Annotated in this window: 11 protein-coding genes; 4 read left to right on the top strand and 7 right to left on the bottom strand. The window is 68.5% G+C overall.

The window, feature by feature from the left end; genetic code table 11:
- Positions 1-14: 14 nt before the first annotated feature.
- The gene (locus tag ACZYVJ_RS16400) at positions 15-1,163 is read right to left on the bottom strand and encodes an AI-2E family transporter (RefSeq protein WP_463831989.1); all 1,149 of its coding nucleotides are present in this window, start codon (positions 1,161-1,163) and stop codon (positions 15-17) included.
- Positions 1,164-1,341: 178 nt separating this feature from the next.
- Between ACZYVJ_RS16400 and ACZYVJ_RS16395 the strand changes: the two genes are divergently transcribed.
- Entirely contained in the window at positions 1,342-2,517 is a 1,176-nt protein-coding gene (locus tag ACZYVJ_RS16395; protein WP_463831988.1) for a lysylphosphatidylglycerol synthase transmembrane domain-containing protein, read from the top strand.
- Positions 2,518-2,618: 101 nt separating this feature from the next.
- On the opposite strand, the gene ACZYVJ_RS16390 is transcribed toward ACZYVJ_RS16395, so the two are convergent.
- Entirely contained in the window at positions 2,619-3,173 is a 555-nt protein-coding gene (locus tag ACZYVJ_RS16390; protein WP_463831987.1) for a hemophore, read from the bottom strand.
- Between the two features lie 351 nt (positions 3,174-3,524).
- On the opposite strand from ACZYVJ_RS16390, the gene ACZYVJ_RS16385 reads away from it, so the two are divergent.
- Both ACZYVJ_RS16385 and ACZYVJ_RS16380 read left to right on the top strand, forming a co-directional pair.
- The gene (locus tag ACZYVJ_RS16385; RefSeq protein WP_463831986.1) at positions 3,525-6,569 is read left to right on the top strand and encodes an MMPL family transporter; all 3,045 of its coding nucleotides are present in this window, start codon (positions 3,525-3,527) and stop codon (positions 6,567-6,569) included.
- Complete coding sequence (locus ACZYVJ_RS16380; protein WP_463831985.1) at positions 6,566-7,102, top strand: XRE family transcriptional regulator; 537 nt, start codon at positions 6,566-6,568, stop codon at positions 7,100-7,102. The genes ACZYVJ_RS16385 and ACZYVJ_RS16380 overlap by 4 nt, the downstream gene beginning before the upstream one ends.
- A gap of 6 nt (positions 7,103-7,108) precedes the next feature.
- Here ACZYVJ_RS16380 and ACZYVJ_RS16375 read toward each other — a convergent pair whose 3' ends face one another.
- Positions 7,109-7,792 carry a hypothetical protein gene (locus ACZYVJ_RS16375; protein ID WP_463831984.1) on the bottom strand — a complete coding sequence of 228 codons (684 nt, stop codon included), beginning with the start codon at positions 7,790-7,792 and terminating at the stop codon, positions 7,109-7,111.
- Complete coding sequence (locus ACZYVJ_RS16370) at positions 7,789-8,460, bottom strand: hypothetical protein (RefSeq protein ID WP_463831983.1); 672 nt, start codon at positions 8,458-8,460, stop codon at positions 7,789-7,791. Before ACZYVJ_RS16370 ends, ACZYVJ_RS16375 begins: the two co-directional genes overlap by 4 nt.
- 50 nt (positions 8,461-8,510) lie before the next feature.
- Between ACZYVJ_RS16370 and ACZYVJ_RS16365 the strand changes: the two genes are divergently transcribed.
- On the top strand, positions 8,511-10,490 hold the full coding sequence (locus tag ACZYVJ_RS16365; protein ID WP_463833019.1) for a M13 family metallopeptidase: 1,980 nt from the start codon (positions 8,511-8,513) through the stop codon (positions 10,488-10,490).
- Here ACZYVJ_RS16365 and ACZYVJ_RS16360 read toward each other — a convergent pair.
- The 3 genes from ACZYVJ_RS16360 to ACZYVJ_RS16350 all read right to left on the bottom strand — a co-directional run bounded on the left by ACZYVJ_RS16360 (position 10,474) and on the right by ACZYVJ_RS16350 (position 14,497).
- The gene (locus ACZYVJ_RS16360; RefSeq protein WP_463831982.1) at positions 10,474-12,717 is read right to left on the bottom strand and encodes a molybdopterin-dependent oxidoreductase; all 2,244 of its coding nucleotides are present in this window, start codon (positions 12,715-12,717) and stop codon (positions 10,474-10,476) included. The two genes, ACZYVJ_RS16365 and ACZYVJ_RS16360, sit on opposite strands and share 17 nt — an antisense overlap.
- Complete coding sequence (locus tag ACZYVJ_RS16355; RefSeq protein WP_463831981.1) at positions 12,707-13,306, bottom strand: TetR/AcrR family transcriptional regulator; 600 nt, start codon at positions 13,304-13,306, stop codon at positions 12,707-12,709. The genes ACZYVJ_RS16360 and ACZYVJ_RS16355 overlap by 11 nt, the downstream gene beginning before the upstream one ends.
- A gap of 144 nt (positions 13,307-13,450) precedes the next feature.
- Positions 13,451-14,497: a L,D-transpeptidase gene (locus ACZYVJ_RS16350; protein ID WP_463831980.1), complete on the bottom strand. Its 1,047-nt coding sequence runs from the start codon at positions 14,495-14,497 to the stop codon at positions 13,451-13,453.
- Between the last annotated feature and the right edge of the window lie 54 nt (positions 14,498-14,551).

The raw sequence follows: 14,551 nt of genomic DNA, 5'->3' as shown, positions 1-14,551 counted from the left end.
GAAATGGTTGGGCCTCAGCCGGATTCGTGCTCGGGTTGGTCGGGCTCGGCTTGCAGGATCGCGGTCTTCTCGTCCGCGTCCTCGGTCTGCTTCTCGGCTTCGGCGGACGGATCGGGCGCCAACAACACCTGGATCGCGTTGTTGAGGAACGCCACCGTCGGCACCGCCAGCAGGGCGCCGACGATCCCGGCGAGCACTCCGCCGGTGGAGATGGCGAGCACCACCCCGAGAGGGTGAATCGAGACCGCGCGGCCCATCACCAGCGGTTGCAGGAGATGGGCCTCCATCTGGTTGACCGCGATCAGCACGCCCAGCGTGATCAGCGCATACACGATGCCCTTGGCCAGCAGCGCGACCACCACGGCCACCAGGCCAGATATCAAGGCACCGACCAGCGGGATGAACGCACCCAGGAACACCAGCGATGCCAGCGGCAGCGCGAGCGGGATACCCATGATGGCCAGACCCGCGCCGACCCCGGCCGCGTCGGTCAGGGCCACCAGGAATGTGGCCCGCACGTACCCGATCAGCGACCCGTATCCGGCATTGCCGGCCTCGTGCACCCGGTTGCGCACGTGCGACGGGATGATCTTCACGACGTACTGCCAGATGTTGCGCCCGCCGTAGAGGAAAAAGATCAGTGCGAACAGCACCAGCACCGCCGCCGTGACCAGTTCCGTGACGGTGGCCGCGGTGGAGAGCGCGCCGCTGGTCAGCTTCGCCTGATTGTTGTGCAGCGCCTCGATTGCGGCGTTGCCCACGTTGTCGATCTGTTCGTTGCGCAGGTGCGCCGGCCCGTGGATCAGCCAGCGGCGCGTCGACTCGATGCTGTTGGTCACCTGCTCGGTCAGGCCGGGCAGGCCGTCGATGAACTGAAGGACGACGAACGCCAGAATGCCGCCCAGGATCGCGAAGCCGCCGAGCAGCACCAGGGCCACCGCGCCGCCTCGGGGCAGGCCCCGCTTGTCCAGCCAGTCGACCACGGGCACCAGCAATGCGCTCAGCAGCAGCGCCACCAGCACCGGAACGACGATGATTTCGAGTTTTTCCACCACCCGCAACAGGGCGAGCACTGCGATCAGGATGACCAGCAAACGCCAGGCCCAGGCTGCGGTCTTGCGGACGAGGGGTTCGACCGACGCATCGTCGGCGTTTGCTGACATTTGGCCAGCCTATCCGGCGCCGCGCACTGTCAAACGTGTCTCGACGCGGCTTCGGCGGTCGGCGCGTCGGCCGGAGCCCTCGCCGTCGGCACGATCCGGTTACGACCCCGGAACTTCCCAGACACGGTAGGCGATGCGCAGCGATCGCTGCGCCACCTGCACCGTTACCCTAATTCACGTGCCGCCCGACGCACCCGCCCGCAATCTCGACTTCCCGCGCGAAGAAACCCCGCGCGGGAAGTACTGGTGGGCGCGCTGGGTGATCCTCGGAGCGGTTGCCATCGTGCTTGCCGTCGAGGTTTCGCTGGGCTGGCATCAGCTGGCGAAAGCCTGGATGAGCCTGTATGAGGCGAACTGGTGGTGGTTGCTCGCATCGGTGGCGGCGGCGGCCGCGTCGATGCACAGCTTCGCTCAGATCCAGCGCACCTTGCTCAAGTCGGCCGGCGTGCACGTCAAGCAGTTGCGCTCCGAGGCCGCCTTCTATGCCGCCAATTCGCTGAGCACCACCCTGCCCGGCGGGCCCGTGCTGTCGGCGACCTTCCTGTTCCGGCAGCAGCGGCTGTGGGGCGCCTCGACCGTGGTGGCGTCGTGGCAGTTGGTGATGTCGGGTGTGCTACAGGCGGTGGGATTGGCTTTGCTCGGGCTGGGCGGCGCCTTCCTGCTGGGCGCGAAGAACAACCCCTTCTCGCTGCTGTTCACCCTCGGTGGCTTCGTCGCGCTGCTGCTGCTGGCGCAAGCCGTCGCGTCACGACCGGAGCTGATCGACGGCATCGGCAGCCGGGTGCTGGCGTGGGTCAACTCGGTGCGCGGCAGGCCGGCCGACACCGGCCTGGGCAAGTGGCGCGAGACGCTGATGCAGCTGGAATCGGTGAGCCTGGGCCGGCGCGACCTGGGGGTGGCGTTCGGCTGGTCGATGTTCAACTGGATCGCCGACGTGGCCTGCCTGGGCTTCGCCGCCTACGCCGCCGGGGATCACGCCTCGGTGGCCGGGTTGACGGTGGCGTATGCGGCCGCCCGCGCGGTCGGCACGATCCCGCTGATGCCCGGCGGCCTGTTGATCGTCGAGGCGGTGCTGGTGCCCGGCCTGGTGTCCAGCGGGATGTCGCTGCCCAACGCGATTTCGGCCATGCTGATCTACCGGCTGATCAGCTGGTTGCTGATCTCTGCGATCGGCTGGGTGGTGTTCTTCTTCGTGTTCCGCACCGAGAACATCGCCGACTCCGACGAGGACCCGATCACGGGTCCGCTACCGGTCGTGCCGGTGCAGCGTGACCCCGCGGCCGACCCGACCGACACCGCGCTGCAGGGGCCGTTGCCGCCCGACCGGAATCCGGAGGCCGAGGGCCAGCCCTAGTGGCGATCCGAGGGCGGCCGCGGCGATCGCAAGCGCGGCGTAGCCGGGCGCAGCGGGTCGCCGCATAGTCCAAGCCGGACGAAGCGGGTCGCCACGAGGGCTTAGCCGACGGTGTTGCCGCGCGACGGCCCCGGCAGCGGGTTGGTCGCCCGGGGCGGCGCCGGCTGCGGCGCGGCGGCCGGGGCGCCACCGGTGGTCCCGCTCAGCGGCCAAGCGCCCGCGGGGTTCCCCGGCGGCGCGGGCAGCCCACCGGCCGCGCCCTGCGCCTGCTGCATCAGCCCCATCGCCTGCGGGATCGAGATCGGCAGCTTGCACTGCAGCGACAGGTTGGTCAACGGCTGGGCAATCGACGTCATGTCACCGGCGACCTTCGGGTTGGCGTCGAAGTAGGACTTCAGCCCGTTCACCGACTGCGGCCCCGCCTGCTGCTGCAGCATCGAGGTCATCGTCTGGTTGGTCTCCGGGTGCGAATCCAGGTAATCGCCCATCGACTTGGAGACCGAGCCGATCGTCCGGGCGACCTCACTGGCCGCGCACGGGTCGTTGGCACCGGTCGCCGGGGCTCCGGCGAGCACCGCGACGGCTACACCGGGCACCGTGGCGGCGATCAGCCCGGCGAAGATTTTGCGACCCCGTCCGGCGGTGGCTCTCGTCATGGACAACTCCTTAGGAGTTTGCGACGGTCCGCCGAATCGGCGCCTCGCAAACGACTGCGATGAGACGGCCCCAGGCAACGAAAGCGTCCCAGAATCCCCCGGGGGCCTCGCGGGCCACCGACATACTGCCATCGCCGATATCAGCCCTGCCAGTCCGAACGGAGGCCGCGGTGGGATATGTGACCGAAATCCCGCTTGGTCACCGGTTCACAACGACTTCGCAGCGTCTTGGCAACAACGCCGTCGCCGCAGCTCAGGAACTAGATAAGCCCGCATAATCCACAGGCTGCTGCGGTATCGTCGCCAGCACGCCTTACGTGAGAACCGGGGAGCGACAAAATCCAGCAGTTAATGATGCGCCTCAGCCGCAGCCTGCGTAAGTACCGCTGGTTGGTCTTCACGGGCTGGTTGCTGGCATTGGTTCCGGCGGTTTACCTGGCCCTGACGCAGTCGGGCAACCTCACCGGCGGCGGATTCGACGTGGCCGGATCGCAGTCGCTGGCCGTGCACGACCAGCTCGAGGAGCTCTATCACGACCAGGGCGGATCGTCGCTGGCGCTAGTGGCCGCCCCGCGTCCCGACGCCAGCTACCAGGACATGAACGACGCCGTCGCCCAGCTGCGGCAGATCGCCACCGGGATCCCCGGCACGACGGAAATCCCCAACCCCACCCAGCGGCCCCCGCAGCCCGACCGGCCCTACGTGCTGTCGGTGCGGCTGGATTCCCGTAACACCAGCGACGTCGCCAAGCAGCTCCGCACCAAGGTCGGCATCAAGGGCGACCAGCCCGGCCAGACCGCGAACGGCCGCGTGCGGCTCTACGTCATCGGGCAGGGTGCGCTGTCCGCCGCCGCCGCGGCCAACACCAAGCACGACATCGCCGCAGCCGAGAAGTGGAACCTGCCGGTCATCCTGATCGTGCTGCTCGCCGTGTTCGGCTCGCTGGCCGCCGCCGCCATCCCGCTGGCCCTGGGCATCTGCACGGTCGTGGTCACCATGGGCCTGGTCTATCTGCTGTCCGCGTACACCACCATGTCGGTGTTCGTGACCTCGACGGTGTCCATGTTCGGCATCGCGCTGGCCGTCGACTATTCACTGTTCATCCTGATGCGATTCCGGGAGGAGTTGCGCACCGGGCGCCAGCCCCGCGAAGCCGTCGACGCCGCGATGGCCACCTCGGGACTCGCCGTGGTGCTGTCCGGCATGACCGTGATCGCGTCCCTCACCGGGATCTATGTGATCAACACCCCGGCGCTGAAGTCGATGGCCACCGGCGCCATCCTGGCCGTCGCGGTGGCCATGCTGACCTCGACGACGTTGACGCCGGCGGCGCTGGCGACGTTCGGGCGCGCGGCCGCCAAGCGGTCTGGCTTCCTGCACTGGTCGCGGCGGCCCGAAAGCACCCAGTCCCGGTTCTGGAACCGCTGGATCGGCTGGGTGATGCGCCGGCCGTGGGTGTCCGCGCTGGCGGCATCGCTGGTGCTGCTCGTGATGGCCGCGCCTGCGGCGTCGATGGTGCTGGGCAACAGCCTGCTGCGGCAGTTCGACTCGTCGCACGAAATCCGCGCCGGGGTGGGCGCCGCGGCCCAGGCCCTCGGCCCCGGCGCGCTGGGCCCCATCCGGGTGCTGATCAACTTCCCCGACGGCGGCGCGGCCTCCCCCGAACACAGCCACACCGTCGGCGCGATCCGCCAGCGGATGTCGCAGGCACCCAACATCGTCTCGGTGTCGCCGCCCCAGTTCGCCGAGGACAACGGCAGCGCGCTGCTGTCCGCGGTGCTGTCGGTGGATCCCGAGGACATGAAGGCCCGCGAGACCGTCGGCTGGATGCGCGCGCAGCTGCCCAAGGTTCCCGAGGCGGGCACGGCACGCGTCGACGTCGGCGGCCCGACCGCGCTGATCAAGGACTTCGACGACCAGGTCTCGGCGACGGAGCCACTGGTGCTGGCCATCGTCGCGGCAATCGCGTTCGTGATGCTGCTGGTCTCGGTCCACTCGGTCTTCCTGGCGCTCAAGGGCGTCCTGATGACGTTGCTGTCGGTCGCCGCGGCGTACGGCAGCCTGGTGATGGTGTTCCAGTGGGGGTGGCTGAAGGATCTCGGCGTCGCCCAGATCAGCTCGATCGACAGCACCGTTCCCCCGCTGGTGCTCGCGATGACCTTCGGGTTGTCGATGGACTACGAGATCTTCCTGCTCACCCGGATCCGGGAGCGCTTCCTGCATTCCGGTAACACCCGCGACGCGGTGGCCTACGGCGTGAGCACCAGCGCCCGCACCATCACCAGCGCCGCGCTGATCATGATCGCGGTGTTCGTCGGTTTCGCGTTCGCCGGGATGCCGCTGGTGGCCGAGATCGGCGTCGCGTGCGCGGTGGCGATCGCGGTGGACGCCACCGTGGTGCGGCTGGTGATGGTGCCTGCGCTGATGGCGATGTTCGCCCAGTGGAACTGGTGGCTGCCGGCGTGGCTGTCGCGGGTGCTGCCGTCGGTCGACTTCGACCGGCCGCTACCCGAGGTGGACCTCGGCGACGTGGTCGTCATCCCCGACGACATCTCGGCGCTGGTGGCGCCTAGCGCCGACCTGCGGATGGTGCTCAAGTCCGCCGCGAAGCTCAAGCACCTGGCGCCCGACGCCATCTGCGTCACCGATCCGCTCGCCTTCACCGGCTGCGGCCGCAACGCCGCGCAGGCGTCGTCGGGCCCGGACGAGGACCAAACCCGCGGCCTGGGACCCGCGCAGATCCCCCACCAGGTCGCCCTCAGCGAGGAGAAGGTCAGCGTCGGCGTGGGCGCCGACAAGAAGCCCGGCACCAACGGCCACACCAACGGCTCCCTGGCGGCCAAGAAGCTGGTCGGCGGCCTGACCTCGCGCAACGGCATCGCCAAGGCCATCGTCGGGGTGGACCGGCCCGTTCACCCAGTGACACTGTGGCGGGGGCGCCTGTCGGTCGCGATCGACGCACTGGAAAGCGAGACCGACACCGCGGCCGGCGACGGGCCGAGCTACGAGCGGCGCAGCCCGGTGGAGACCACCAACGTGCAGCTGCCAACCGGCGACCGGCTGCTGGTGCCGACCGGCGCCGAGACCCTGCGGCTCAAGGGCTACCTGATCATGTGCCGTAACAGTCGGCGCGACTATGCCGATTTTGCAGACATGGTCGATTCGTTGGAGCCCGAGACCGCCGCGGTGGTGCTGGCAGGAATGGACAGGTATTACTGTTGTAAATCAACCAGGCGGCAGTGGATTGCCACCCAGTTGGTCCGCCGACTCGCAGATCCCGACCCTTGCGATTACCCCGAAGACCAGGGATCTGAAGCGGACGCTAACACGGACTGGGAGGGAATCAGGCAGCGCTGCCTTTCCGTGGCCGTGGCGATGCTGGAGGAGGCGAGGTGACGTTGGCACCCGACCGACGCCCCGCACCGCCGCCCCACCGGCCGGGCCCCGAACAGCGTCCACGCGGCAACGGGCCGTCCGGGGGCTTCCAGGACCCCGACCAGCCGGTGGAGTTCTGGCCGACCGCGGCCATCCGCTCCGCCCTGCAGGGTGGTGACATCGCGACCTGGAAGCGCATCGCCGGCGCGTTGAAGCGCGACCCGTACGGGCGGACCGCCCGCCAAGTCGAGGAGGTCCTCGAAGGCACCCGGCCCTACGGCATCGCCAAGGCGCTGTGGGAGGTGCTCGAGCGTGCCCGCACCCACCTGGAGGCCAACGAGCGCGCCGAGGTGGCTCGCCACGTGCGGCTGCTGATCGAGCGGTCGGGTCTGGCCCCGCAGGAGTTCGCGTCCCGCATCGGTGTCACGGCCGAGGAGCTGGACGGCTATCTCGACGGCAGCACCAGCCCGACGGCCGCGCTGATGATCCGGATCCGGCGGCTGTCGGACCGGTTCGTCAAGGTGAAGGCCGCCCGGTCAGCCGAAGCCAACTGATCCCCGCTATCTGACCGGCAGCACGTCGGCGACCAGCCAGTCGATGCCCCGCTTGGTCAGCGTTACCCGCAGCGCCGGCGCCGCCTGACTGGGCGGCTGCCCCGGGGTGTTCTGGGTGACCCGCAGGATCACCGCCACGCTGGCCGCCGACGGCCCGAGGGCCTCGACCCCCGCCGACACCGTGGTGGCCTGGGCCGTGACGTGGTGCTGGGCCAGGTCGGCGCTGGACTTGCTGTACTGCTCCTTGAACGCGGCCGCATGCTCCGGGACGATCATCGCCGTGGCCCGGTCGATGGAGCCGGTCGGGGCGGTGGGGCTGAACGACGCCATTGCCTCGGCCATGCCGGTGGCGGTCGCCACGACCTGGCGGGAGTCGTTGGTGAAGTCGTTGTCCGCCCTGGTCCAGTGCGTGTAGCCGGTCGCCACCGCCGCGGCCAGCGCCGCCGTGCACAGCAGCACGACCGCCAGCCGCAGCCCCGGGGCGTCGTCGTCGGTGCCGACGCTGACCGAATCGCGGCGCAGCAGCCAGAAGTTGATCGCCACGCCTTCGACGATCAGCAGGATCAGCACCGAGCACGCCGACACCCACCACAGCGGCCAGCCGAGCACCAGCCCGATGGCCAGCAGGGCCGCGATCGCGGCCAGCGGGGCCAGGATGTCGAAGGCCAACAGCCGCCAGAGGTTCCTCATCGGATCGACCCCAATCCGGAGACCATCTGCTTGCCGTCCACGTCGGATACGTCGAGCCGCAGGTTCCAGTGCACGGTTTGCGGCTTGGCTCCGACGTTTTCGCTGACCGACGTGGCGATCACCATCACCGAGTCGGTTCGGCTCGCGAACGGAGGCAGCTTGGTGGTGACCACCGGCCTCGAGACGCCGGGCTGGGTGTCCAAATCGTGGTGCACGGTTTCGATCGCCACCGCCTCGATCCGCCCGGCGCTCTTGGATTGCAGCTTCTCCACGACCGCCTTGTATGGCTGCACGGCCGCGTCGAAGTCGGTGTTGAGCTCGCCGACCGTCCCGTCGTGCAGCCGCTGCAGGCTGGCGTCGACGTTGCCGCTGTTCATGTTGATCAACACGTTCGCCCAGTCCGCTGCGGTCTGCATGGCGCGGCTCAGGTAGCCGCGCTCGGCCACCTGGTCGCGGTGGTCGGACCAGATGAGGAAGCTGAGCACCACCGCGGCCACCGAGAGCACACCGAGCACCGCCGACGCGATGCCGTAAGGGGAAAAGACTTCGCCGCTTTCGGATTCGTCTTCGTCGATATCGTCGGCGCCGTCGCCGGTCGAGTCGTCATCGGGGGCGACGTCAACGGAATCTTCTTCGGCAGTTGGTTCGGTTCGCTCGCCCTCGGACATGGCCCGATCGTCGCACCCGGGAAAGATGGAAGGATGGCGGGGTGACGAATATGGCCATCCGCTCGGGCATCGACCTGAGCTTTGTCGACGAAAATATCCGCCCCCAAGACGACCTGTTCGGTCACGTCAACGGCCGCTGGCTGGCCGAATACGAGATACCGGCGGACCGGGCCACCGACGGCGCCTTCCGCCAGCTGTATGACCGTGCCGAAGAGCAGGTGCGCGACCTGATCGTGGAGGCCAGCCAGCAGGGTTCGGGCGCCGCGGACGACGACGCGCAGCGCATCGGCGACCTGTACGCGAGCTTCCTCGACGAGGACGCCGTGCAGCGCCGCGGCGTGCGGCCGCTGCTGGACGAGATGGCCGCGATCGACGACGCCGACGCCGCCGACGCGCTGGCCCGGGCCATCGGCGCGCTGCAGCGCACCGGCGCGGGCGGCGGCGTCGGCGTGTACGTGGACACCGACGCCAAGAACTCGGCCCGCTACCTGGTGCACTTCACCCAGTCCGGCCTCGGGCTGCCCGACGAGTCCTACTACCGCGAGGAGCGGCACGCCGAGGTGCTGGAGGCCTACCCCGCTCACATCGCGCGGATGTTCGGCCTGGTGTTCGGCGGGGACCCGGCCGAGCACATCCAGACCGCCGACCGCATCGTCGCGCTGGAGACCAGGCTGGCCGAGGCGCACTGGGATGTGGTCAAGCGCCGCGACGCCGACCTCACCTACAACCTGCGCACGTTCGCCGAGCTTCGCGACGAGTCGGTGGGCTTCGACTGGGCCGGCTGGGCCGCCGCGCTCGGCGCGAACCCCGATGCGCTCGCGGAAGTGATTGTGCGCCAACCTGATTACCTGCGCACCTTTGCCGAGTTGTGGCGCAGCGAGGACCTCGAGGTGTGGAAGAGCTGGGCGCGCTGGCGGCTGATCCGCGCGCGGGCCGCCTGGCTGACCGACGAGTTGGTGTCCGCGGACTTCGACTTCTACGGCCGGCGGCTGACCGGCACCGAGCAGATCCGGGACCGGTGGAAGCGCGCGGTGTCACTGGTGGAGAATCTGATGGGCGACGCCGTCGGAAAGCTGTATGTGCAGCGGCATTTCCCGCCGGGGGCGAAGGCCCGCATCGACGAGCTGGTCGCGAACTTGCGGGCGGCGTACCGGATGAGCATCAGCGACCTGGACTGGATGACACCGCAGACCCGGGAGCGGGCGCTGACCAAGCTGGACAAGTTCACCGCCAAGGTCGGCTACCCGTCCAAGTGGCGTGACTACTCCTCGCTGGTGATCGACCGTGACGACCTGTACGGCAACTATCAGCGCGGCTACGCGGTCAACCACGACCGTGAGCTGGCCAAGCTCGGCGGGCCGGTGGACAAAGACGAGTGGTTCATGACGCCGCAGACGGTCAACGCGTACTACAACCCGGGGATGAACGAAATCGTGTTCCCGGCAGCGATTTTGCAGCCACCGTTCTTCGACGCCGAGGCCGACGACGCGGCCAACTACGGCGGCATCGGCGCGGTGATCGGGCACGAGATCGGCCACGGCTTCGACGACCAGGGCGCCAAGTACGACGGCGACGGCAACCTGGTCGACTGGTGGACCGACGCCGACCGGAGCGAATTCGGCGCCCGCACAAAGGCTCTCATTGAGCAGTATGACGCCTATACGCCACGCGGCCTGGCCGGCGACCACCACGTCAACGGCGCTTTCACGGTCGGGGAGAACATCGGAGACCTGGGTGGCTTGTCGATCGCGCTGCTGGCCTACCAGTTGTCACTGAACGGCCAGCCCGCTCCGGTGATCGACGGCCTCACCGGCGTGCAGCGCGTGTTCTACGGCTGGGCCCAGGTGTGGCGCACCAAATCCCGTGATGCGGAGGCGATCCGGCGCCTTGCGGTGGATCCGCACTCGCCACCGGAGTTCCGCTGCAACGGCGTGCTGCGCAACATGGATGCATTCTACGACGCGTTCGACGGCGCGGACTCCGGTGCGCTGTTCTTGGAGCCGGACAGACGGGTCAAGATCTGGAACTGACGCCCAACGGGGCGGGCTCGATCCGCGCGGGCACGTGCTTGTGCCACGGCGTGCCGGCGTAAGGATCGCGCCACTCGGTCGAGGTGAGCACGTTCGGCGCGACGCCGGGGGTGACGGTGCGCCCCTCGTCGTCGACGTAGTCGAGCCCGAAACCGTTGGGCAGGGCGGCATGCCCGGCCATCATCGTCTCGGTGATCTCGATGGTGGCCTCGGCGCTGCCGGCCGCGGTGCTGATGCGCGCCCGGCCTCCCGCGGTGAGTCCGAGGGTCTGTGCATCCTCGACGCTGATCCGCAGCGCGCCCTCGGCGTCGCGTTTGCGCCAGGTCGGGTCGCGGAAGATGTCGTTGGCGGTGTAGGCGCGCCGCTCCCCCACCGACAACACGATCGGGAATTCCGGCGAGGTGAGCTGGGGTGGAATCCGGGACAGCGCATGCAATTCGTCGAGCATTGACGGGATTTCCAGCGCGATCTTGCGGTCGGAGTGGCTGATCAGCGCGAAGTCGTCCTCGTAGTTGTGCACGGTGAACGTCACCCCCGACGGGGTGTCCAGGATCGCGTCGAACAGGGCGTTGCCGTCGGCGTGCCCAGCGCGCCGCACCGCGTCGGGATAACTCATGGCGGTCTTTTGGGCAAGGCCCCACAGGGCGGCCGCGCCGCGTAACCCGTCCGGCAGGGTAGGCCCCAGCGTCTCGTAGAGCACGTACGGAAGTAGTTGCGCCACGGTCGGATTGGCTATGGCGCTCAGAAGCGCCTCGGTGTAGGCCTGTCGGCCGTTTCGTGCGGCTTCGTGCAGTGGCCGCAGATCCGCGTCGTCCAGCACGCCGAGCGCCCGCACCAGCCGCGCCCAGATTTCGGGCTCGGCCAGGGTTCCCGGCAGGGGCTCCATCAAGAGGCGGCGCAAATGAAAGGTGTTGTGCGGGAATTCCAGGTTGAAGAAGGTGGCTTCCGGCTTCTCGAATTGGGACGCGGCGGGCAGCACATAATGTGCGAGCCTGGCGGTCTCGGTCATCGCGACGTCGATGACCACCATCAGTTCCAGGGCCTGAAAGGCCTCCCGACAGGCGGCCGAGTTGGCCAGCGAGTGTGCGGGATTGCTGCTTTCCACGATCATGGCCCGGAAGCGGTCCGGGTGGTCGGTCAGGATCTCCTCGGGCACCACGTTGCTGGGCACCAGTCCGGAAATGATCGGGGCGCCGGTGACCGGTGTGCGCCCGGAGAACTGGCCGAACAGCGGAGCGAACGACGAATGCAGGTGCTGGCCGCCTCTTTTCGAGAAGTTGCCGGTGAGGATCCAGAGCAGCTTGTTCAGATAGGAGCACAGCGTGCTGTTGGGTGCCTGCTGCACGCCGAGGTCTTCGAACACCGAGACGCTGGCGGCCGCGCCGATGCGCCGCGCCGCCGCGCGCAGCAGTTCCTGGTCGACCCCGCAATGCTGGGCGTAGTCGGCCACCGGAACCTCGCGCAGCGCGGCGCGCACGGCATCCGCGCCGCGCACATGCTCGCCGAGAAATGCTTCGTCGCACAGGTTTTCCTGGACGAGGACGGCGGCCAGTGCGGCCAGGCACCAGGCGTCGGTGCCGGGCCGCACCCGCAGGTGGAAGTCGGACATCTTGGCGGTGTCGGTGACCACCGGGTCTATGACGATCATCGAGCGGGCCGGATCCTTGGCGATCTCGTTAAGCACCACCCGGGCTCGCGGAAAGCTCTGCGACATCCACGGGTTCTTCCCGACGAACACCGCCACCTCGGCGTGCTCGAATTCACCTCGGGTGTGGCCGCCGTAGAGGTGCCCGTCGATCCAGGCCTCACCGGTTTTCTCCTGCGCCAGCGCATTTGAGCGGTAGCGCGAGCCCAGCGCCTTCAAGAAGGCGCCGCTGTACGCCCCGCCCAGGTGGTTGCCCTGCCCACCGCCGCCGTAGTAGAAGATCTTGTCGCCGCCATAGCTGTCGCGAATCTGCTTGAACCCCTCGGCGATCTCGACGATCGCCGTGTCCCAATCGATCTCCTCGTAGCTGCCGTCGGCGCGGCGACGCAGCGGGGAGGTCAGGCGGGCGCCGCTGTTCTGATAGTGGTCCAGCCGCAACGCCTTATTGCAGGTATAGCCCTGCGAGGCCGGGTGCGCCTTGTCACCGCGGATCCGGGCCAGCCGACGGTCTTCGACCTGGACGACGATGCCGCAATTGCATTCACACAGGATGCACGCGCTGGATTGCCATTCACCGGTCATCGTGGGTTTCCTTTCCGAGCGCCTGACCTAACGACGCCGCCAGCTGGTCATGCAGCTGGCGGTGGACGACGTCGAGGGGCATCAGGTCACGTCGCACCCGCGCGAGCACGATCGCACCCTCGAGCGAGGCGGTGGCCAGCACCGCCAATTCGCGCGCCCGCTCCGGCGAGATTCCGTCGGCGATGAACCGCGCGGCGATCAGGTCCGTCCATCGGTCGAAGACCGCCGCGGCGCGTTCGATCACCATGCGGTCGGCGTCGTGCTGCTCGCCCGCTTCTACGGAGACGGCCACGACGGGGCAACCCGCACGAAAGTCGCTGTCGAGGAGCTGGCGGCGGTACTTGTCGATCAACGTGTCCAGCAATTGCAGGCCGTCGTCGGCGCCGGTGATGACGGCGGCGACGTGCTCGCCTGCGTAGTCGACGGCCTCGCAGAGCAGCTGGGTGCGGCCGCCGGGAAAGTAGTGGTACGCCGATCCGCGGGGCGCGCCGCTGTGTTCGAGCACATCGGAGATCGCAGTGGCGTGCGCCCCCCGCTCCCGGATCAGCAGCGCAGCAGAAACGACCATCCGCTCGCGTGGACCACGCATCGCAGCTCCTCGGATCGGTTCCTTATGTATGATGCTATACATAACCCGGCGATCAGCGGAAGCCCCCCGCAGCCGATCCCCCGCCTTCAGACGCGTAATCGCCCATCCCCCTGGGGAAATGGGCGATTACGCGTTATGCGCGGGTTAATTCAGCCAGTCGGCGGATCCGTCGTTCTTCTTGTAGTTGCCGCCGCTGGAGTTCTTCACGACGATCGGGTCACCCGGACCGAAGTTGTCGAAGAACCACTTGGCATTGGCGGGGCTGATGTTGATGCAGCCGTGGCTGACGTCGCGCTTGCCCTGGTCATCCACCGACCACGGCGCGCTGTGCACGTAGTCGCCGACATTGTCGAACCGGACCGCGTCCTCCACCGTCACCTTGTAACCGTAGGTCGAATTGACCGGGACCCCGTAGGTCGAGGAGTCCATCACCACCGACGCCTTCTTGTCCTGCACGTAGTAGGTGCCGTTGGGGGTTTGGTGATTGCCCGACGTCATGCCCATCGACATCGGGAAGGTCTTCTCCACGGTGCCGTTGCGGGCGACGATCAGTTGGTGAGTCGCGTCGTCGGCCGTGGCGATCAGCGAGTCGCCGGTCTGAAAGGTGGACACGGTGCCGCCGGCGTCGACGGTTACCGCGGTATGTGCGGGCCAGAAATTGATTGGGCGCCAGCGCAACTGGGTCGGGGTCATCCAGTAGAACTTGCCCGGTACCGGCGGGACGGACGAGACGTGCACGGCGCCGATCGCCGCGTCGGCGTTCTCGACCGTTCCCGGGAAGTTGATGATGATCGGCTGGGCCACACCCACGGTCGAGCCGCCCTTGGGGACGAACGACGGCGGCCCGAACGGGGCCGTGCCGGTGAACGGCGTGTTGTTCTGCCCATCGGCCGCGGCAGCGGCGGGTTGCGCGCCCGCACCCGGGGGAAGCCAGGGCGGCGGCGCCAGCGGGTTGGGCGGCGGCGGGGCCGCCAGCGGGTCAGCCGGCGGCGGGGGCGCCAGCGGGTCGGGTGGCGGCGGCGGTCCGGGTGGGACCGCGACCGCGCCCGGGTCTGCCGGTGCCGGGTCCGGATCCGCCAGTGCGGGAGCCGCACTCAGCACCAGCACCAAGCCCATGACGGACGCCAAACCGGCGGCGTTCAGAGCGGCGAAGAGGCCCTTCAAAGTAGCGGCCCTCGTCCAGCCCGGCATATGCATACCTCCACTCGTGTTCTCGACACAGTGTGGCATAAGGGCCGCGCCAGC

The organism is Mycobacterium sp. IDUB_3, from assembly GCF_055419585.1.
This window is presented reverse-complemented; position numbering and strand designations above follow the sequence as displayed.

Coding starts and splice junctions, on each gene's coding strand:
- ACZYVJ_RS16350 (WP_463831980.1), bottom strand. CDS start 14,497: ATGCCGGGCTGGACGAGGGCCGCTACTTTGAAGGGCCTCTTCGCCGCT.
- ACZYVJ_RS16400 (WP_463831989.1), bottom strand. CDS start 1,163: ATGTCAGCAAACGCCGACGATGCGTCGGTCGAACCCCTCGTCCGCAAG.
- ACZYVJ_RS16370 (WP_463831983.1), bottom strand. CDS start 8,460: ATGTCCGAGGGCGAGCGAACCGAACCAACTGCCGAAGAAGATTCCGTT.
- ACZYVJ_RS16365 (WP_463833019.1), top strand. CDS start 8,511: ATGGCCATCCGCTCGGGCATCGACCTGAGCTTTGTCGACGAAAATATC.
- ACZYVJ_RS16390 (WP_463831987.1), bottom strand. CDS start 3,173: ATGACGAGAGCCACCGCCGGACGGGGTCGCAAAATCTTCGCCGGGCTG.
- ACZYVJ_RS16360 (WP_463831982.1), bottom strand. CDS start 12,717: ATGACCGGTGAATGGCAATCCAGCGCGTGCATCCTGTGTGAATGCAAT.
- ACZYVJ_RS16375 (WP_463831984.1), bottom strand. CDS start 7,792: ATGAGGAACCTCTGGCGGCTGTTGGCCTTCGACATCCTGGCCCCGCTG.
- ACZYVJ_RS16385 (WP_463831986.1), top strand. CDS start 3,525: ATGATGCGCCTCAGCCGCAGCCTGCGTAAGTACCGCTGGTTGGTCTTC.
- ACZYVJ_RS16355 (WP_463831981.1), bottom strand. CDS start 13,306: ATGCGTGGTCCACGCGAGCGGATGGTCGTTTCTGCTGCGCTGCTGATC.